The organism is Ruegeria sp. AF5, assembly GCF_056541905.1.
In genome coordinates this window covers 22,776-39,178 of the sequence record NZ_JBQFYZ010000016.1, presented here as the reverse complement: position 1 = coordinate 39,178, position 16,403 = coordinate 22,776, and the positions used below count along the sequence as shown (strand labels likewise).

Annotated in this window: 23 protein-coding genes and 1 tRNA gene; 13 read left to right on the top strand and 11 right to left on the bottom strand. The window is 61.3% G+C overall.

The window, feature by feature from the left end:
- Positions 1-2: 2 nt before the first annotated feature.
- On the top strand, positions 3-455 hold the full coding sequence (mlaD, locus tag ACR0DS_RS17080; RefSeq protein ID WP_267364689.1) for an outer membrane lipid asymmetry maintenance protein MlaD: 453 nt from the start codon (positions 3-5) through the stop codon (positions 453-455).
- Entirely contained in the window at positions 452-820 is a 369-nt protein-coding gene (locus tag ACR0DS_RS17075) for a DUF2155 domain-containing protein (RefSeq protein ID WP_480488407.1), read from the top strand. The genes mlaD and ACR0DS_RS17075 overlap by 4 nt, the downstream gene beginning before the upstream one ends.
- Here the strand turns inward: ACR0DS_RS17075 and aat are convergent.
- The 4 genes from aat to ACR0DS_RS17055 all read right to left on the bottom strand — a co-directional run bounded on the left by aat (position 766) and on the right by ACR0DS_RS17055 (position 3,997).
- Entirely contained in the window at positions 766-1,407 is a 642-nt protein-coding gene (aat, locus tag ACR0DS_RS17070) for a leucyl/phenylalanyl-tRNA--protein transferase (protein ID WP_245222579.1), read from the bottom strand. The genes ACR0DS_RS17075 and aat overlap by 55 nt on opposite strands.
- 48 nt (positions 1,408-1,455) lie before the next feature.
- Positions 1,456-2,805, bottom strand: a complete 1,350-nt coding sequence (gene accC / locus ACR0DS_RS17065; protein WP_209505751.1) for an acetyl-CoA carboxylase biotin carboxylase subunit — start codon at positions 2,803-2,805, stop codon at positions 1,456-1,458.
- 9 nt (positions 2,806-2,814) lie between these two features.
- A complete protein-coding gene (accB, locus tag ACR0DS_RS17060; RefSeq protein ID WP_480560318.1) occupies positions 2,815-3,309 on the bottom strand; it encodes an acetyl-CoA carboxylase biotin carboxyl carrier protein in 495 nt (164 codons plus the stop codon).
- Positions 3,310-3,460: 151 nt separating this feature from the next.
- Positions 3,461-3,997: a LuxR C-terminal-related transcriptional regulator gene (locus ACR0DS_RS17055; RefSeq protein WP_209505755.1), complete on the bottom strand. Its 537-nt coding sequence runs from the start codon at positions 3,995-3,997 to the stop codon at positions 3,461-3,463.
- A gap of 208 nt (positions 3,998-4,205) precedes the next feature.
- Here ACR0DS_RS17055 and ACR0DS_RS17050 point away from each other — a divergent pair, with 208 nt between their 5' ends.
- From ACR0DS_RS17050 to ACR0DS_RS17030, 5 genes are all read left to right on the top strand, one after another.
- On the top strand, positions 4,206-5,498 hold the full coding sequence (locus tag ACR0DS_RS17050) for a helix-turn-helix domain-containing protein (protein WP_480560316.1): 1,293 nt from the start codon (positions 4,206-4,208) through the stop codon (positions 5,496-5,498).
- A 77-nt stretch (positions 5,499-5,575) separates the two neighbouring features.
- Positions 5,576-5,956, top strand: coding sequence for a response regulator transcription factor (locus ACR0DS_RS17045; RefSeq protein WP_480484506.1), 381 nt, complete (start codon positions 5,576-5,578; stop codon positions 5,954-5,956).
- On the top strand, positions 5,953-6,261 hold the full coding sequence (locus ACR0DS_RS17040; protein ID WP_480560314.1) for a hypothetical protein: 309 nt from the start codon (positions 5,953-5,955) through the stop codon (positions 6,259-6,261). Before ACR0DS_RS17045 ends, ACR0DS_RS17040 begins: the two co-directional genes overlap by 4 nt.
- Positions 6,261-8,939 carry an ATP-binding protein gene (locus ACR0DS_RS17035; protein ID WP_480560312.1) on the top strand — a complete coding sequence of 893 codons (2,679 nt, stop codon included), beginning with the start codon at positions 6,261-6,263 and terminating at the stop codon, positions 8,937-8,939. Before ACR0DS_RS17040 ends, ACR0DS_RS17035 begins: the two co-directional genes overlap by 1 nt.
- A 78-nt stretch (positions 8,940-9,017) precedes the next feature.
- Positions 9,018-10,106, top strand: a complete 1,089-nt coding sequence (locus ACR0DS_RS17030; protein ID WP_480560310.1) for a FliM/FliN family flagellar motor C-terminal domain-containing protein — start codon at positions 9,018-9,020, stop codon at positions 10,104-10,106.
- 12 nt (positions 10,107-10,118) lie between these two features.
- Here the strand turns inward: ACR0DS_RS17030 and ACR0DS_RS17025 are convergent, their stop codons facing one another.
- The 4 genes from ACR0DS_RS17025 to ACR0DS_RS17010 are packed head-to-tail and all read right to left on the bottom strand — an operon-like array spanning position 10,119 to position 12,320.
- Complete coding sequence (locus ACR0DS_RS17025; protein ID WP_267366616.1) at positions 10,119-10,550, bottom strand: protein tyrosine phosphatase family protein; 432 nt, start codon at positions 10,548-10,550, stop codon at positions 10,119-10,121.
- A 9-nt stretch (positions 10,551-10,559) separates the two neighbouring features.
- Positions 10,560-10,994: a DUF6691 family protein gene (locus ACR0DS_RS17020; RefSeq protein WP_267366618.1), complete on the bottom strand. Its 435-nt coding sequence runs from the start codon at positions 10,992-10,994 to the stop codon at positions 10,560-10,562.
- Positions 10,994-11,422 (bottom strand): YeeE/YedE family protein, encoded by a 429-nt coding sequence (locus ACR0DS_RS17015; RefSeq protein ID WP_480488395.1) that lies wholly within the window; start codon positions 11,420-11,422, stop codon positions 10,994-10,996. The genes ACR0DS_RS17020 and ACR0DS_RS17015 overlap by 1 nt, the downstream gene beginning before the upstream one ends.
- A gap of 34 nt (positions 11,423-11,456) precedes the next feature.
- Positions 11,457-12,320, bottom strand: coding sequence for an MBL fold metallo-hydrolase (locus tag ACR0DS_RS17010; protein WP_480560308.1), 864 nt, complete (start codon positions 12,318-12,320; stop codon positions 11,457-11,459).
- 244 nt (positions 12,321-12,564) lie between these two features.
- Between ACR0DS_RS17010 and ACR0DS_RS17005 the strand changes: the two genes are divergently transcribed.
- Positions 12,565-12,780 carry a hypothetical protein gene (locus ACR0DS_RS17005; protein ID WP_209505776.1) on the top strand — a complete coding sequence of 72 codons (216 nt, stop codon included), beginning with the start codon at positions 12,565-12,567 and terminating at the stop codon, positions 12,778-12,780.
- 9 nt (positions 12,781-12,789) lie between these two features.
- Here the strand turns inward: ACR0DS_RS17005 and ACR0DS_RS17000 are convergent, their stop codons facing one another.
- Complete coding sequence (locus tag ACR0DS_RS17000) at positions 12,790-13,008, bottom strand: hypothetical protein (RefSeq protein WP_209505778.1); 219 nt, start codon at positions 13,006-13,008, stop codon at positions 12,790-12,792.
- Positions 13,001-13,237, bottom strand: a complete 237-nt coding sequence (locus tag ACR0DS_RS16995; RefSeq protein ID WP_480560306.1) for a hypothetical protein — start codon at positions 13,235-13,237, stop codon at positions 13,001-13,003. The genes ACR0DS_RS17000 and ACR0DS_RS16995 overlap by 8 nt, the downstream gene beginning before the upstream one ends.
- 17 nt (positions 13,238-13,254) lie before the next feature.
- Here ACR0DS_RS16995 and ACR0DS_RS16990 point away from each other — a divergent pair, with 17 nt between their 5' ends.
- Entirely contained in the window at positions 13,255-13,518 is a 264-nt protein-coding gene (locus ACR0DS_RS16990) for a DUF2312 domain-containing protein (RefSeq protein WP_480560304.1), read from the top strand.
- Between the two features lie 270 nt (positions 13,519-13,788).
- On the opposite strand, the gene ACR0DS_RS16985 is transcribed toward ACR0DS_RS16990, so the two are convergent.
- A tRNA-Thr gene (locus ACR0DS_RS16985) sits at positions 13,789-13,863 on the bottom strand.
- 83 nt (positions 13,864-13,946) lie between these two features.
- Here ACR0DS_RS16985 and ACR0DS_RS16980 point away from each other — a divergent pair.
- The 4 genes from ACR0DS_RS16980 to ACR0DS_RS16965 are packed head-to-tail and all read left to right on the top strand — an operon-like array spanning position 13,947 to position 16,372.
- A complete protein-coding gene (locus ACR0DS_RS16980; RefSeq protein ID WP_209505784.1) occupies positions 13,947-14,102 on the top strand; it encodes a hypothetical protein in 156 nt (51 codons plus the stop codon).
- Positions 14,103-14,108: 6 nt separating this feature from the next.
- Positions 14,109-15,377, top strand: a complete 1,269-nt coding sequence (gene murA / locus ACR0DS_RS16975) for a UDP-N-acetylglucosamine 1-carboxyvinyltransferase (protein WP_480560302.1) — start codon at positions 14,109-14,111, stop codon at positions 15,375-15,377.
- Positions 15,374-15,850 carry a DUF2948 family protein gene (locus tag ACR0DS_RS16970; protein WP_480560300.1) on the top strand — a complete coding sequence of 159 codons (477 nt, stop codon included), beginning with the start codon at positions 15,374-15,376 and terminating at the stop codon, positions 15,848-15,850. The genes murA and ACR0DS_RS16970 overlap by 4 nt, the downstream gene beginning before the upstream one ends.
- Positions 15,851-16,372, top strand: a complete 522-nt coding sequence (locus ACR0DS_RS16965; protein ID WP_480560298.1) for a GNAT family N-acetyltransferase — start codon at positions 15,851-15,853, stop codon at positions 16,370-16,372.
- Positions 16,373-16,403 lie beyond the last annotated feature (31 nt).

The following is a 16,403-nucleotide window of genomic DNA, read 5'->3' as shown; positions in this document are numbered from 1 at the left end:
AGATGTCGACCCATAACTGGACCGAAGTTCTTGTCGGAGGCGTCGTTTTGGCCGGTGCCATTGCGTTTGGCGTCTATGCCAGCCAATCAACCGGCCTGTCGCAAGGTGCTGCGGGCTATGAGCTGGGCGCTTCGTTCCGGTCGCTGGAAGGGGTCGGCGTTGGCACGGATGTCCGTCTTGCCGGGGTGAAAATCGGCACCGTTACCGGGGTCAAGCTGAACCCGGACACCTATCGTGCCGACACGACTTTCTCTGTTGCCGAAGGCGTGCTTGTGCCCGATGACAGCGCCATCGTGATCTCGTCCGAAGGGCTGTTGGGTGGAAACTTTGTCGAAGTCATGCCCGGCGGTTCACCCTTCTTTTTTGAACCTGGCGATGAGATTCAGGATACCCAGGGTGCGGTCAGCCTGATCTCGCTGCTGGTCAAGTTCGTAGCCGGAGATGGCAGCGAATGATGCGCGCCGCCCTGATTGCCCTGTTGTTGGCTGGAACCGGCGCCGCCGCGCAGCAGAAAGTCAACTCTGGCCCCGGCGCCATGCTGCGCGGGCTCGACAAAGTCAGTGGCCAGACGGTTGATATCGAATTGCAGACAGGTCAGACCGAAGCTGTGTTCGGGCTGGATGTGGCGCTGGGGGATTGCCGGTATCCGGTGGATAACCCGACAGGCGATGCCTTCGCCTATCTGACCATTTGGGAAACGGGCAAAGCGGATCAGCTATTTGATGGCTGGATGATCGCGACCTCTCCGGCGCTGAATGCGCTGGATCACGCGCGGTATGACGTTTGGGTCATCCGTTGTATCACGCCTTCTGCGGACTGAGTGATCGGCGCAGCAAAGTCGGCGCTCTGGTTCAGGGCTTCTTCCAGTTCTTTCTTGTAAGCGCCACGCGGGATTTCGATCGCCCCAAGGGATGCCAGATGCGCGGTCAGGAACTGCGTGTCAAACAGGTGAAAGCCGGTTTGCCGCAACCGGTCCACAAGATAGGCGAGCGCGATTTTCGAGGCATCCGTGCGGCGCGAAAACATGCTTTCGCCAAAGAACGCGGCCCCCAGCGTCACACCATATACGCCGCCCACCAGCGCCGCTCCGTCCCAGACTTCCAGTGAATGCGCATGACCGGATTGGTGCAACTGGCGATAAAGGGCGTGCAGTTCCGCGTTGATCCAGGTGTCGGACCGGTCAGCGCACCCATCAACAACGCCGGAGAAATCCCGATTGATTGAAATCTCGAACCCGCAGTTCCGGATGCGGCGCGCAAGGCTGCGCGAGATGTGGAACCCGTCCAGCGGAAATATCCCGCGAAACTTGGGATCAACCCAGAACAGTTCAGGATCGTCGCGGTGTTCGGCCATCGGGAAAATACCGATGGAATACCCGTGCAGCAGCAGTTCGGGGGTCAGGCTCATGCCGGTGATAGGGCGAGCAGAGGGCGCGGGCCCTCTGGCACTTGGCCCTTATTTTTCCATGTTCTCCGCAAGCCAGCGCTCCAGCCAGTGGATGTTGTACTCGCCGCTGTGCAGATCGGGCTCCTGCAACAGGGCGTGGAACAGGGGCACGGTGGTGTCGATACCGTCGACGATCAACTCTCCCAGCGCGCGTTGAAGACGCGCCAGCGCCTCGGCCCGGTCGCGGCCCTGCACGATCAGCTTGCCAATCAGCGAGTCGTAATAGGGCGGGATCGAATAGCCGTCATAAAGCGCCGAATCCATCCGCACGCCCAGACCGCCCGGCGCGTGATAGGCCGTGATCTTGCCGGGGCAGGGCGAAAAATTCGGCAGCTTTTCTGCGTTGATCCGAACCTCGATGGCGTGACCGTTGATCTTCAGATCGTCCTGACCGAATGACATCGGTTCACCCGCTGCGACCAAAATTTGCTCGCGCACCAGATCGACGCCGAAAATTCCTTCGGTGACAGGGTGTTCCACCTGCAGGCGGGTGTTCATCTCGATGAAATAGAACTCGCCCTTTTCATACAGGAACTCGATGGTGCCTGCGCCGATATAGTTGATCTTGGCCACCGCGTCGGCGCAGATCTTGCCGATCCGGGCGCGCTCTTCGGCGGTGATGCAGGGGCCGGGGGCCTCTTCAAAGACTTTCTGGTGACGGCGTTGCAGTGAACAGTCACGTTCGCCCAAATGCACCGCATTGCCCTTGCCGTCGCCAAACACCTGAATCTCGATATGGCGCGGCGTGGTCAGATATTTCTCGATATAGACCTCGTCATTGCCAAAGGCGGCCTTGCCTTCGGCGCGTGCGGTCATGAAGGCGCTTTCCATCTCTTTCGCGTTCATCGCGACTTTCATGCCGCGCCCACCGCCGCCTGCCGTGGCCTTGATGATGACGGGATAGCCGAATTCCTCACCGATGCGCTTGGCGTCGGCCAGCGTGGGAACGCCACCGTCCGAACCGGGAACGCAAGGCACACCCAGCGCCTTCATCGTGTCCTTGGCGGTGATCTTGTCGCCCATGACGCGGATATGTTCCGCGGTGGGGCCGATGAACGTGATGCCATGATCTTCGACGATCTGCACGAACTCGGCGTTTTCGGACAAAAAGCCATAGCCGGGATGGATCGCCTGCGCGCCGGTGATCTCACAGGCCGAAATGATCGCAGGCACCGACAGATAGCTTTGCGGGCTGGGCGGGGGGCCGATGCAGACCGATTCGTCCGCCATGCGCACATGCATCGCGTCGCTGTCGGCGGTGGAGTGGACGGCAACCGTCTTTATCCCCATCTCGCGTGCGGCGCGGATGACGCGCAGGGCGATCTCGCCTCGGTTGGCAATCAGGATCTTGTCGAACATGGGCCCGCCTTACTCGATGATGACCAGAGGGGTGCCGAACTCAACAGCGTCGCCATCGCCCACCAGCACGCGCTTGACGGTGCCCGATTTGGGGGCGTGGATGTGGTTCATGGTCTTCATCGCTTCGACGATCAGCAGCGTGTCGCCTTCAGACACTGTCGCGCCGACGGAAATGAACGCGGGCGCGCCGGGTTCCGGCTGCATATAGACCGTGCCTACCATGGGCGAGGTGACAGCGCCCGGATGGCTGGCCGGATCTTCGGCGGTAGCAGGGGCCGCCGCGGGGGCCGCAGCCGGTGCCGCAGCAGGGGCGGGCGCTGCCGCAGGAACAGCCATCTGAACCGGAGCGGCCACGGTCTGTGTCATACGGCTGACGCGCACGTTCAGGCTGTCTTCTTCGCCATATTCGCGTTTGACCTGCAACTCGGTCAGATCGTTTTCGCGCAGCAATTCGGCCAGAGCCTTGATGAATGCCACATCCGCTTCGTGTTTGGTGTCTGTCATGAGTATCCTCGACGGTTCCCCTTTGGCCCGTCTGTTTCTTGCGGGCTCTGATCAAATTACGCAGGGTTATAGGCTAAGCGGCGGTGCATGAAAAGCGCCGACTCGCACCATCTGTCATGCGTTCCACGCGTATTTCAAAGGGTCGGACAGGTCACAGGGGCATCCCCGATAATTTGGCGACCAGTTCAGACAGCTTTCGCGCGCCGAATTTTTCAAGCAAACGGGCGCGGTAAGCCTCGATTGTGCGGTAACTCAGGCCCAGCTCTGCTCCGATTTCCTTGGCCGACAGGCCACGGCAGGACAGGATGGCCACTTCGCGTTCACGGATAGTCAGCTCAACCAGCGGTCGTTCCTCGGATATGTCGGAAAAGCTCCAGATACCGTGGCGGAACGGGTCGTCGGGCGTCAGCGACCGGCCCCGGGCGCGGCACCAGAACAGATCCCCGCTGCGGCGGCGCATGACGCGCTCATCCGTGTAATACCCGGTGCCGCGCATCACTTGCAGGCTGCGTTCGCCGATCCTCTCCCAATCCGCGACCGAAGGGTAAAGGTGCAACAGCGGCATGTTGCGATAGTCGTTTTCTTCTCCGCCAAAGGTGCGGGCAAATTGCAGGTTACAGCGCCGGATGATCCGGTTTTCCAGCTCAACAAGCCCGATCGGCGCATATTCAAAGGCGGGGTCGCTCATGCGTGTATGGTGCCGGGAAAGCGCGCGGAAATGAAGGGGGATGCGGTGTCTTGCGCCAGATTGACGCCCGAAACGGATGCTTTGGTTTGCGTCAGATTGTGAACGTTGTAAATGCCAGCTGAAAAGAAATGATTAACCTGTGGAAACAGATACTATAATCAGAAAACGATCGTGAAATTCGACGGGTCTGAACTCAGGGAAAGTAGACATGCGCGACACGTTGACAGGCAGCCGCATTCGCGAAAGACGGCAAATTGCCGGGCTGCGGCAGGCGGAACTGGCGCGGCAGGCCGGAATATCGGCGTCTTATCTGAACCTGATCGAACACAATCGCCGCAGGATCGGGGGCAAATTGCTGGTCGATATCGCGGCGGCTCTGGGCGTTGAACCTTCGGTTCTGACACAGGGGATCGAGGCAACTCTGGTTTCCGCCCTGCGCGAGGCGGCCGAGGATGCGGTCGGACAGAAGGCCGAGGTTGACGGGCTCGAGGAATTCGCCGGACGTTTTCCCGGCTGGGCCGGTGTTCTGGCGCAAATGCATCGCCGTGTCGTGTCTTTGGAGCGGAACGTCGAAACCCTGTCCGACCGCCTTACGCACGACCCGCAACTGGCCGCGTCGATGCACGAGGTTCTGTCAACCGCCGCCGCGATACGCTCGACCGCCGCGATCCTTGCGGATACCCAAGATATCGAGGCCGAATGGCGCGAGCGTTTCCACAAGAACCTGCATCAGGATGCCGAACGGCTGGCAGGCAGTTCCAAGGCGCTGGTGACCTTCCTCGACGAAAGCGACTCGGCGGTTGATCCGCGTGCCGTTCCCCTGGAAGAGGTCGAAGCCTTCTTTGAAGCCCGCGCCTACACGATTTCCGAACTGGAAGACGGGGGTGATGTGGACGCGGTTGACCTGAGCGGGCTCAATACCTCGGCGGCGCGCACCGTCGCGCGCGAAGTTTTCAGGATCTATCGCGCAGACGCGCAGGCGCTGCCGCTGGAGGCCGTCAAAGCGGTTGTTCAGCAGGGTGATCCGAACCCCATCGAACTGGCGCAGCGGTTCTCGGTTGATTTTGCCACCGTCCTCAGGCGCCTGGCCTTTCTGCCAGATGGCATCCTGTCACAACCGGTCGGCATGGTACTGTGCGACGCGTCCGGAAGTATCCTGTTTCTCAAGCCGATTCAGGGGTTTACCTTGCCCCGACACGGCGATGTCTGCCCGCTCTGGCCGCTGTTCACGGCCCTCAGCCGTCCGCTGGTGCCGGTGCGCAAGCAGGTCGTCCTGACCGGAAGGTCCTCGGCCGTGTTCGACTGCGTCGCTTATGCCTGGCCGCATGCAGTGTCGGGATACGATCAGGACCCGGCTTATCGCTCGGTCATGGTGGTGCGCCCGGTCAGGGACCCGTCAGACGGGGTGCCGGTCACTCAGGTCGGGCCAAATTGCCGTGTCTGCCCAAACCGCGATTGCAAGTCCCGGCGCGAGCCGTCGATTTTGAGCGAAGGTTTTTGACACGTTCATGACAGACCGCTTAATCTGGCGGGAACCGGTCTCGGGATGGAAGACCGGTTATGGGAGGAACTGAACATATGAGCCGAAAGGTTCTGCTGATTGAGGACGAACCGAACATCGCCGAGGCTATCCGGTTCCTGCTGTCGCGCGAGGGATGGCAGGTCGAAACGCATGGCGACGGAACGGATGCGGTTCAGGTGATCCAGGGAGCGCAGCCCGATCTGGTCATTCTGGATGTCATGCTGCCGGGCAAGAACGGTATGGATATCCTTCGGGAACTCAGAAAAATGGAGGAACTGGCAGGCTTGCCGGTTCTGATGCTGACCGCACGGGGTCAGTCGCGCGACCGGGAAATGGCTGAAAACGCAGGCGTCAGCCGCTTCATGACCAAACCGTTTTCCAATGCCGAAGTTCTGACAGCGGTGCGTGACCTTCACGCGCAGGCGACGCGCTTATGATGTCCGGCGAGGGCAACAAGACCAAACCACCGGGCACACGCCCCTCGCTTTTTCTGGAACGACAAAGCTATCGTCGTCACAGGTTGACGGATGCCGCCCGGATTTTGCCCTTTCTGGGCGCGGCTCTACTGGCCCTTCCGTTATTGTGGCCGGATCGGTCTGGCGGGGATGCGGCGGTGCCCTTGTCCTCGGCGATGTATTACATATTCCTCTGCTGGGGCGCGCTGATCCTGGCCGGGTTTGTCTTTGGGCTGGCCGCCCGCCGCATGGCCGCGCGTGAAGGATCGGACACGGGCGCTGAGTGATGGCCACCATAAATATTCTGATTCTGGTTTGCCTTGGCTATGTCGTGTTCCTGTTCGCGGTGGCCTTCGCCGCGGATCGCATGGCTGCGGCCGGGCGTGGCAAATGGTTGCGTTCGCCCGTGATCTACACGCTGTCCCTGTCGATCTATTGCACTGCCTGGACGTTTTATGGCGCGGTGGGCAACGCCGCGCGGTCGGGGCTGGAGTTTGTCACCATCTACCTCGGTCCGACGCTGGTGATGGTCGGCTGGTGGTGGGGGCTGCGCAAGCTGGTGCGCGTCGGGCGCAGCCAGCGGGTCACCTCGATCGCCGACCTGCTGTCGTCCCGGTATGGCAAGTCGAACACGCTGGCGGTCTGCGTGACCATTCTGGCGGTGCTGGGCGGCACGCCCTATATCGCACTGCAACTGCAATCGATTACCCTGTCCTTCTCGATCTTTGCCGAGGCTGACCCGTCAGGCCTCTACCGCGAAGGGTCCAGCGTGTTTTGGGTCGCGGCTGGTCTGGCCGTGTTTGCCATCCTGTTCGGCACCCGCAATCTGGACGTGAACGAACGTCATCATGGCGTGGTCACGGCCATCGCGGTCGAGGCCGTTGTCAAACTGTTTGCGCTGATCGCCGTGGGCGTTTTCGTGGTGTGGGGGATCGCGGGCGGCATTGGCCCGATGATGGACCGGATCGACGCCTCGGAAATCGGCCAGTGGAATGTCGATGCCGGGCGTTGGACGACGTTCATCTTTCTGTCCGCCGCCGCCTTTATCTGCCTGCCCCGGATGTTTCAGGTGATGGTGGTGGAAAACGATGACGAAGGCCATCTCAGAACCGCTGCCTGGGCCTTCCCGCTCTACCTGCTGTTCATGAGCCTGTTTGTCGTGCCCATCGCCGTAGTCGGTCTCGACCTGCTGCCCCAGGGCGCCAACCCGGACCTGTTCGTGCTGACCGTGCCGCTGTCCCAGGGCAATGACTGGCTGGCAATGCTGTCCTTCATCGGCGGGTTTTCCTCGGCAACCTCGATGGTCATCGTCAGTGCGATGGCCCTGTCGACAATGGTGTCAAACCATGTGGTCATGCCCATCTGGCTGAACACGCAGGAAGGCACCGGCTCGGTATCGGGCGATGTGCGCAACATTGTCCTGATGGCACGCCGTGTTTCCATTGCCGCCATCATTGCGCTGGGCTTTTTCTACTACCGGCTGTCCGGGGGCGGTGCGGCGCTGGCCTCGATCGGGTTGATCGCCTTTGCCGGTATCTCGCAGATTCTGCCGGCGTTGGTCGGGGGGCTGTTCTGGCGCAGGGCGACCCGGACCGGGGCGCTGGTCGGGCTGACCGTCGGCTTTGTGCTGTGGATTTACACCCTGCTGCTGCCGGGAATGGGCGGGGCGTGGATGCCCGAAACCGTGCTGCAAAACGGCTTGTTCGGTCTCGGCTGGCTGCGCCCTCATGCCCTGTTCGGGATCGAGGGGATCGATCCGATGGTGCATACGGTGATGTGGTCCTTGTCCCTGAACACGCTTGCCTTCTGCGTCGCGTCCCTGCTCAGCTTTCCCAGCCCGTTGGAGCGGTTGCAAGGGGCGCAGTTCGTCAACGTCTTCGATCACTCGGTCGCGCCGCGCGGGTGGTCCGGGTCGGTGGCGCAAAGCGAAGACCTGATGATCATGACGCAGCGCATTCTGGGCACCGGCCCCACGCAGGAGTTCTTTCAGGCCGAGGCGCAAAAACAGGGTGGCCGTTCGCACCTGCCAGAGCCGACACCGGGTTTCTTGAACCGTCTGGAACGCGAGCTCAGCGGCTCGGTCGGCGCGGCCATGGCCCATGCGATGATCGGCCAGATCGTGGGCGGATCGTCGGTCTCGGTCGAGGATCTGCTGGCCGTGGCAGACGAATCCGCGCAACTGCTGGAATACTCCGGCCAACTCGAGGAAAAGTCCTCCGAACTCAGCCGAACCGCTCGGCAATTGCGCGAGGCCAACGCCAAGCTCACCCAGATTTCCGAACAGAAGGACAGCTTCCTGAGCCAGGTCAGTCACGAATTGCGCACGCCGATGACCTCGATCCGGGCGTTTTCGGAAATCATGCGCGACACCGATGGCCTCAGCCGCCAGGAGCAGACCCGCTATGCCGCGATCATTCATGACGAAGCCCTGCGCCTGACCCGGCTGCTCGATGATCTGCTGGATCTGAGCGTGCTTGAAAACGGGCAGGTCAACCTTAATCTCAGCGATGACAGCCTGCGCTCGGTTCTGGACCGCGCCGTGCCCAGCGCTCTGGCCGGGGCGGACCGAAAGATCACCGTCCGCCGGACCCGCGCGGCCGAGCGTATTTTCCTGCATACGGATCTGGATCGGTTGGGGCAGGTGTTCATCAACCTGATCTCGAACGCGCAGAAATATTGCGACGCGGACGATCCGGTGCTGGTCATTTCCGCCCATGATGTCGGCGGGCGGGTCATCGTCGACTTCATCGACAATGGCAGCGGCATCCCACCGGGCGCGCGTTCGATGGTGTTTGAAAAGTTTGCCCGCGTGGGCGGCGACAAGGCTGGCGGAGCGGGGCTTGGTCTGGCCATCTGCCGCGAAATCATGCAGCGGCTGGGGGGTGAGATTACCTATCTGCCGGGGCAGGGCGGCGCGGCCTTCCGGATCAGCCTGCCGCAAGCCTACCAGCAGGCGGCGCAGTGACGCGGCCATAAAGAACTTGGTAACGCCCGAGGGTGTAAACCGGTTGCCAGGTTCTGGAACAATTGGTGATCGGGCGTCATGTCAAAAGATGTCAATGCCGCGTTGGCGCGCAAACTGTCCGTCGGGCAAAAGGATCTGGGGGATCGCCCGCGCTCGGTTCTGCGGGCGCTGCGCCTTGGGTTCGCACGGGCTGCGGGCGACCGGCTGAACCTGCCGCTGGCGGTTATCGGGGCAAAGCAATCCAACCAGTCGCAGGAGGTGCCGGGGGACGCCGCAGGACAGGATTGGCTGCTGCTGGTGTTTGACGGCCCTGAAGGGCGCGCCGCAGCCTGTCTCAACCCGAATGCGGTCTCGGCCATTGTTCAGGCCCAGACCATTGGTCAGGTCCTGTCCGGTGATCCCGGCGCACGCATGTTTACTGATACCGACGCCGCCATCGTAGCCCCCTTGATCGAAGCCGCGTTGACCGGTTCCGCCGCTTTGTTCGACGCCTCAAGCGATCAGATTTGCCTTGCAGGGCTGGAATTTACCTCGCGCGCCAAGGATTTGCGCACCCTGTCACTGGCGATGACGGAAGAGGCGTACCGCATTTTCGAACTGACCGTCGATCTGGCGAACGGAGAGCAGCAGGGCCGCATCTCGGTCTTTCTGCCAGAACATCCTGCCGTCCCGGACGTGGCCGAAGATGCCGGGGAAAAGGCTGATCTGCGCATGGATCAGTGTTCGGGCGTGATGCGGGCGGAACTGACCGCCGCGCTGTGCCGCATGTCGTTGCCGCTGTCCGACCTGTCCGGAATGCGGATCGGGGACATTCTGCCGTTGCGCGGGGCCCGTCTGGACCGGACCGAGGTTCTGACGATTGACCGGACACGCGCGGGTATCGGTCGCCTTGGGCAATGCGGTGGTCTCCGCGCCGTGCGGCTGAATGAAACCGCTGCATTGCCAGCCCTGACCGGCGCTGACGCGCAGGATTTCATCGCCAGCAAAAGTGGAACACCACCGCAGGATCATCCGGTCGAACCAGCTGTGCATGATGCGCACGCTCAGACCGTCCCGGCCGGGGTGTCAGATCTGACAGATAGCGATCTGATCGTGAACGATTCCGAACGGATGGTCGCTGAAATCACGCAACTGGCGGGGTTGGCACCCCCGGAGTCCACCAGCTAGGTTGAGGGGCACTCAGCCACCAGTGCCGCGGATCTGGTCCAGCATGGGGCGCAAATTGTCCAGCTGATACCCGGCTTTGCCGGTCGCACTCAGGATGTCGTCCGTGCTCATGTGGTCGCACTGGCCCAGCGCCCAAACCACCGAACACCGCGTGCCCGAGGCGCAATAGGCCAGAACAGGACCACTGCCGTTTTCCGCCATGTCGCGCTGCCGCTTCACGTTCTCAGGCGTCATCGTCTGGTGGGTCAGCTCCAGCACCTCGTATTCCATACCGGCAGCCCGCACCGCTTCGCCGATCGCGTCGGATTGCATGGCCGGGGGAACTTCGGCATTGGGCCGGTTGCAGATCACCTTGGCAAAGCCAGCCTCGGCGATGGCCGGAACATCCTCGACCGTGATCTGCGGCGAGACAGCATAGCGGGGGGTAATCTGTCGAATCTCCATGCCAATTCCTTAGGCCGCGTTTGCCGCCCTGTCCAGTTGCGCGCCCAGCGGTGGTGCCACGAACATCCCGGCCGCCATTGCAACCAGAAAGACCAGCCCGCCCAGCCCGCCATAGCTCAGCGAGGCCATTGCCGGTCCGGGGCACAGCCCGGCCAGTCCCCAGCCCATCCCGAACAGAACCGAACCCACGATCAGCCTGCGATCAACCTCGGGCTTTGCAGGGGGTGGAAAGGCTCCGCCGGTCAGGGCGTTTTGCCGTCCGGTTGTCATCCGCCACGCCACAAGCATCGGCAGGATGGCACCGGCCATCACAAAGGCCAGCGTCGGATCCCAGTTGCCAAACACATCCAGCCAGCCCTGAACTTTTGTGGTGTCTGTCATGCCTGAAATCAGCAACCCGGCGCCGAACAGCGATCCGGCGATCAATGAAATGAAAAGGCGCATCAGATCACTCCCAACACATGACGCAGCAGCACAAGGGTGACGCCCCCGGCAAGGATATAGAAAACGGTGGCCACGATGCCGCGCAGCGAGAACCGAGAGATCCCGCACACCCCGTGCCCCGAGGTACAGCCATTGGCGATCCGTGTACCGATACCGACCAGCAGCCCGGCCAGAATGACAACACCCAGATTGCTGGTAAGATGCGTCTGGGCCTCGGGCAGGATCAACGGGCGCAGAAGAAGGGGCATTCCGACAAGCCCCGCAATAAAGGCCAGCTTTTCGGCCATGCTCCCCTTGGCGCTGCCATCGACAAGGCCGCCCAGAATGCCGCTTGCGCCCATGATCCGGCCATTGCCCAGCAGGTAAACCGCCCCGGCCAGACCGATCACCAGACCGCCGCACAGCCCCCAGATCCACTCTATAATCATGTGGGATTTCCCTTTGTGATTTGTTGTGCCCGCGTCACAGCTTGTTGACCGGCAGTTTCAGGAAAACATCGCCCTGTTCATCCGCCGGAGGCATCTGACCGGCCCGCATGTTGACCTGCAAAGACGGCAGGATCAGCCGCGGCATGGCCAGCGTGGCGTCCCGCGCGTCGCGCATCTCCACGAAGTCTTCGATGCTGCGCCCCTGTCCGATATGGACGTTCAACGCCTTTTGTTCACCTACCGTTGTCTCCCACGCGTATTCGTCGCGGCCCGGTGCCTTGTAATCATGCCCGACATAGATACGGGTATTGTCCGGCAGCGACAGAATCTTCTGGATCGACTGGAACAGCGTGGCCGACGATCCTCCGGGAAAATCGCAGCGCGCCGTGCCGAAATCGGGCATGAACAGCGTGTCACCAACAAATGCCGCACCGCCAATCACATAGGTCATGCAGGCCGGTGTATGGCCGGGGGTGTGCAGCACGTCGCCCCGCATCTGGCCGATGTGAAAACTGTCGCCTTCCTTGAACAGCGCGTCAAACTGGCTGCCATCGCGCTGAAATTCGGTTCCTTCGTTGAAAACCTTGCCGAACGTGTCCTGCACGGTGACGATCTGATCGCCAATCCCGATCTTGCCGCCCAGCTCCTGTTGCAGATAGGGGGCCGCGGACAGGTGATCGGCATGGACATGGCTTTCCAGAATCCACTCGACCTTAAGGTCCTGCGCGCGCACAAAATCGATGATCTTGTCCGCCGAGGTTGTCGACGTCCGCCCCGAGGCATGGTCGAAATCCAGTACGCTGTCGATGATGGCACAGGCCCGTCCCTGAGGTTCATGAACCACGTAGGAAACCGTAAAGGTCTGCTCGTCAAAAAACGCTTTCACTTTCGGTGTCATGATCTTCTCCGTTTCGGTCACGCATATCATATATGTGAATTGGAATGTGATGCAATATCGAACCTGAATTTGATGCCGGTCAAAGCAACCGCTGAAATCCTGGCTTAATCTTTAACCTATCCGCGTCAGATTGCCGAAACTTCGACCATGGCAGGCAATTTCCCGCACAAGGCTACGATATTATCTGCGGGTCGTAATCCCGTTACGTATATTGGGGATACTGGCGCCACTTGGGAGGATAGTTATGACACCGACTGGTCTTTATTCCGAAGCCGAGCAGCTTGAACGTAAGCTTGTGAACGCGGGTCTGGAAACGCGTTTGGCGCTTCAGCCGAGTGTGAGTAAGATTGTTGACCGGATGCGGCAGCAGGGGATGGAGGTGCCTTCGCGCCTGCGTCGTCTGGATGCGGCCTTGTGCGAAGATGCGATTGAAGCGCAGTTTGATAACTTGCCGGTGTGAACCGGATGGTCATCCAAGGGAAATCCCGAGGATGACCAGCATCAATCCAAGCACCGACAGAAACAGCGAGGCCAGGTTCCAGGGCAGAACCCCCTGAACCACCGCGCGCAGCTCGTCATCCGACAGACCGGCCTTGCGCGCCCGCATCACGCGAAGAATGCACCAGACCAGACCGGCAAGCCCGGCCACAGACAGGGCTGCACCGCCCCAGGTGATGAATTCAAACATGGTTCCCCGCATATCCTCGTGACCTGATCACGCGCTTAACGGATCGGTTGGGGTCATACAAGTGCGCCGGCCCAATGGGTGCTTGCGACCCGGGCGGCAGCACTGTATCCGGCATTCCACACCAGGGTTTCAGCCTCTGGGACAGGCGTGTTTCGAAGGTGCCCCCGATGATCGGGCCACCGCCGTTCACCGCCAGCCGCAGGCTGACCTCTTCTGGTTGCAGGTCCATAACCGGGAACAAAAAAGATGAGCATGTCTGAAGAAGCAGAAGCAAATTACAAGGTCACCGCGGGCGAGCTGCGCCAGTTTGTGGAACGTATCGAGCGCCTGGAGATGGAAAAGAAAGACATCGCCGACCAGATCAAAGAGGTCTACGCCGAAAGCAAGTCGCGCGGCTATGACGTAAAGGCCCTGCGCAGCATCATTTCCCTCAGAAAAAGGGACAAGGATGACATCGCCGAGCAAGAGGCCGTCATCGAATTGTACAAAGAAGCGCTGGGCATGAACTAAGCCCGACCGCCACGAAACGATCTATGGCTCTGGAATGGGTTCAATGCCCTGAAAGAGCCACTGGCCGGGGGGATGCAACGGGCGCGCAGCGGCTCCCCTTGCCAAGCGCATGGTACTACCACGCACAGCGCTCGACGCCTCCGGGCTGTATCGAACCGCCCATAAACCAAACGCGCACCACAAAAGTCTCTGACACGCCAATAGCCAAAGACGCCGGAACACCCAAACCCTTCCGGATAAAAGCGCGCTTTTTCGCAGGAATATGAAGGATGGTGCTGCTGGAGAGAATTGAACTCTCGACCTCTCCCTTACCAAGGGAGTGCTCTACCTCTGAGCTACAGCAGCGCTGTGGGCGGGTGATTAGACTCAAACGAAACGCGGCGCAAGGGTGTCTGGACGGTTTTTTTCGCCTCCTGTAGAGAAAGATCATGACGGATAAAAATTCACCCAAAAAACAAGGTAAACCCGGCGATGCGCGCGAGGCGCGGCTGAAGGCGGCGCTCAAGGCCAACATGGCGCGTCGCAAGGCGCAGGCCAAGGCGCGCGCGGCCGCGGGGGACAAGCCTGACAAGGACGAGGGATAAGAGCAGATGGATTCGATTCTGGTAACGGGCAACGGCCCGCTGAACGGTCAGATACCGATTGCGGGGGCCAAGAATGCGTGCCTGACGCTGATGCCCGCAACATTGTTAAGCGAAGAACCGCTGACGCTGACCAATGCGCCGCGGCTGAGCGATATCAAGACCATGACCGCGCTGCTGCAATCGCTGGGGGCCGAGGTGTCGTCGCTGCAAGACGGTCAGGTGATTGCAATGTCCAGCCACAGCCTGACCAGCCAGACCGCCGATTATGACATCGTGCGCAAGATGCGTGCGTCTAATCTTGTGCTGGGCCCCTTGCTGGCGCGGTTCGGGCAGGCGGTCGTGTCACTGCCGGGCGGTTGTGCGATCGGCGCCCGTCCGATGGACCTGCATGTCGAAGGGCTCGAGGCGCTGGGCGCCGAGATTGAGCTGAAGGACGGCTATCTGCACGCCAAGGCTCCGGGTGGTCTGAAAGGGGCCGTGCATCAGATGCGCTTTGCCTCGGTCGGGGCCACCGAAAACATCGTCATGGCCGCCACGCTGGCCAAGGGCACCACGGTGCTCAAGAACGCCGCGCGCGAGCCCGAGATCGTCGATCTGGTTGAATGCCTGCGCAAGATGGGGGCGCAGATTTCGGGCGAAGGCACCCCGACCATCGAAATTCAGGGCGTCGACCGGCTGCACGGGGCCACCCATCAGGTTGTCACCGACCGGATCGAGCTGGGCACCTATATGCTGGCCCCGGCGATTTGCGGTGGCGAGGTCGAACTGCTGGGCGGTCGCATGTCACTGGTCGATTCCTTTGCGGCCAAACTGGATGCGGCAGGTGTCAGCGTTTCGGAAACCGCAGGCGGCCTGAAAGTGGCCCGCAAAAACGGGCGCGTGCGCGCGGTGGATGTGGTGACTGAACCTTTCCCCGGCTTCCCGACCGACCTGCAGGCGCAGATGATGGCCCTGATGTGCACGGCCGAGGGCACCTCGGTTCTCGAAGAACGCATTTTCGAAAACCGTTTCATGCACGCCCCCGAACTGGTGCGCATGGGCGCGCATATCGAGGTGCATGGTGGCACCGCCACGGTGACCGGCGTCGAGCGACTGAAAGGCGCACCGGTGATGGCGACCGACCTGCGGGCTTCGGTCTCGCTGATTCTGGCAGGGCTTGCGGCAGAAGGGGAAACAACGGTCAGCCGGGTCTATCATCTGGACCGCGGATATGAACATGTGGTGCGCAAGCTGGAAGGTGTGGGTGCAAAGATTGAACGGATCAAGGGCCAATGACAGACGCAAGTTTTGAAGACGGGCGCGAGGCGCCGCTAAATCTGGGGGCCGAGGATGCAGATGACCTTCAGGTGATCTCGACCCTCGCGCAAGATGCCGTGTTTCCGGTGACCGAGATGAAGTGGCAACCGGCGCAGCGCCGCTTTGGCTTGCTGCTGAACCGCTTCCGCTGGGAAGACAAGGATGCCGCCGCCCGCCGCGACCGCCCGTTTGAACGGGTGCAGTCGGTGCTGGTCTTCGGTTCGGTTCTCTCGGTGTCCAGTCAGGGCATTGATCGCGGTGACACCGACATGATCATGTCGCTGATGTCGGTCGTTTTCGAACCCGGCGAGGATGGCGCGGGCCATGTCCTGCTGACGCTGGCCGGTGACGGCGCGATCCGCCTGACGGTCGAGGCGCTGGATGCCACCCTCAAGGACGTCACGCGCCCTTATCAGGCCCCCTCCGGTCAGGCCCCGTATCATCCCGAATAGATGCAGAACAAGCGCGGCATATCTCAGGCGTTTTCGAAGGTGCCCGAAGGTGTCACTCTGCGTCGCGCCACCGTTTTCGACGTTTTCGACATCAGTCGGGTTCTGATCCGTTCGATCACGCAGCTCTGCGGGGCCGATCATCAGGGTGACCCGCAGGCCATCGCGCAATGGACTGATAACAAGGACCCGGCCTCGATCCGGGGCTGGATCAAACCTGGATCGCAGATCTGGCTGGCTGAACGGGCCGGGCAGGTGGCCGCCGTAGGCGGTTTGTTGGAAACCGGAGAGATCACTCTGCTTTACATCGACCCGGATCATACGGGCTGTGGTCTGGGGGCAGCGGTTTTGAACCGGCTGGAACGGGAACTGGTCGCGGCGGGATGTTCCTCAGCCTCGCTTGAGGCAACAAAAACCGCGCAGGATTTCTATCTGCGCCACGGCTGGCAGGCTACCGGCCGGTGCTGCGGCCACGGGGATTTGTCCTGCTTTGCCATGCACAAATCGCTGCACCCCGTGGGCTGAGGGTTGAGGCCGCGCGCTCCGGGCGATATGT

Bases quoted from the DNA above. Each gene is read 5' to 3' on its own strand.
- ACR0DS_RS17020 (WP_267366618.1), bottom strand. From the start codon at position 10,994: ATGCGCCTTTTCATTTCATTGATCGCCGGATCGCTGTTCGGCGCCGGG.
- ACR0DS_RS16965 (WP_480560298.1), top strand. From the start codon at position 15,851: ATGCAGAACAAGCGCGGCATATCTCAGGCGTTTTCGAAGGTGCCCGAA.
- ACR0DS_RS17055 (WP_209505755.1), bottom strand. From the start codon at position 3,997: ATGAGCGACCCCGCCTTTGAATATGCGCCGATCGGGCTTGTTGAGCTG.
- ACR0DS_RS17000 (WP_209505778.1), bottom strand. From the start codon at position 13,008: ATGTTTGAATTCATCACCTGGGGCGGTGCAGCCCTGTCTGTGGCCGGG.
- ACR0DS_RS17050 (WP_480560316.1), top strand. From the start codon at position 4,206: ATGCGCGACACGTTGACAGGCAGCCGCATTCGCGAAAGACGGCAAATT.
- ACR0DS_RS17045 (WP_480484506.1), top strand. From the start codon at position 5,576: ATGAGCCGAAAGGTTCTGCTGATTGAGGACGAACCGAACATCGCCGAG.
- accC (WP_209505751.1), bottom strand. From the start codon at position 2,805: ATGTTCGACAAGATCCTGATTGCCAACCGAGGCGAGATCGCCCTGCGC.
- ACR0DS_RS16970 (WP_480560300.1), top strand. From the start codon at position 15,374: ATGACAGACGCAAGTTTTGAAGACGGGCGCGAGGCGCCGCTAAATCTG.
- ACR0DS_RS16995 (WP_480560306.1), bottom strand. From the start codon at position 13,237: ATGGACCTGCAACCAGAAGAGGTCAGCCTGCGGCTGGCGGTGAACGGC.
- ACR0DS_RS17005 (WP_209505776.1), top strand. From the start codon at position 12,565: ATGACACCGACTGGTCTTTATTCCGAAGCCGAGCAGCTTGAACGTAAG.
- aat (WP_245222579.1), bottom strand. From the start codon at position 1,407: ATGAGCCTGACCCCCGAACTGCTGCTGCACGGGTATTCCATCGGTATT.
- ACR0DS_RS16980 (WP_209505784.1), top strand. From the start codon at position 13,947: ATGACGGATAAAAATTCACCCAAAAAACAAGGTAAACCCGGCGATGCG.
- ACR0DS_RS17035 (WP_480560312.1), top strand. From the start codon at position 6,261: ATGGCCACCATAAATATTCTGATTCTGGTTTGCCTTGGCTATGTCGTG.
- ACR0DS_RS17010 (WP_480560308.1), bottom strand. From the start codon at position 12,320: ATGACACCGAAAGTGAAAGCGTTTTTTGACGAGCAGACCTTTACGGTT.
- ACR0DS_RS17015 (WP_480488395.1), bottom strand. From the start codon at position 11,422: ATGATTATAGAGTGGATCTGGGGGCTGTGCGGCGGTCTGGTGATCGGT.
- mlaD (WP_267364689.1), top strand. From the start codon at position 3: ATGTCGACCCATAACTGGACCGAAGTTCTTGTCGGAGGCGTCGTTTTG.
- ACR0DS_RS17025 (WP_267366616.1), bottom strand. From the start codon at position 10,550: ATGGAGATTCGACAGATTACCCCCCGCTATGCTGTCTCGCCGCAGATC.
- ACR0DS_RS16990 (WP_480560304.1), top strand. From the start codon at position 13,255: ATGAGCATGTCTGAAGAAGCAGAAGCAAATTACAAGGTCACCGCGGGC.
- ACR0DS_RS17030 (WP_480560310.1), top strand. From the start codon at position 9,018: ATGTCAAAAGATGTCAATGCCGCGTTGGCGCGCAAACTGTCCGTCGGG.
- murA (WP_480560302.1), top strand. From the start codon at position 14,109: ATGGATTCGATTCTGGTAACGGGCAACGGCCCGCTGAACGGTCAGATA.
- ACR0DS_RS17040 (WP_480560314.1), top strand. From the start codon at position 5,953: ATGATGTCCGGCGAGGGCAACAAGACCAAACCACCGGGCACACGCCCC.
- ACR0DS_RS17075 (WP_480488407.1), top strand. From the start codon at position 452: ATGATGCGCGCCGCCCTGATTGCCCTGTTGTTGGCTGGAACCGGCGCC.
- accB (WP_480560318.1), bottom strand. From the start codon at position 3,309: ATGACAGACACCAAACACGAAGCGGATGTGGCATTCATCAAGGCTCTG.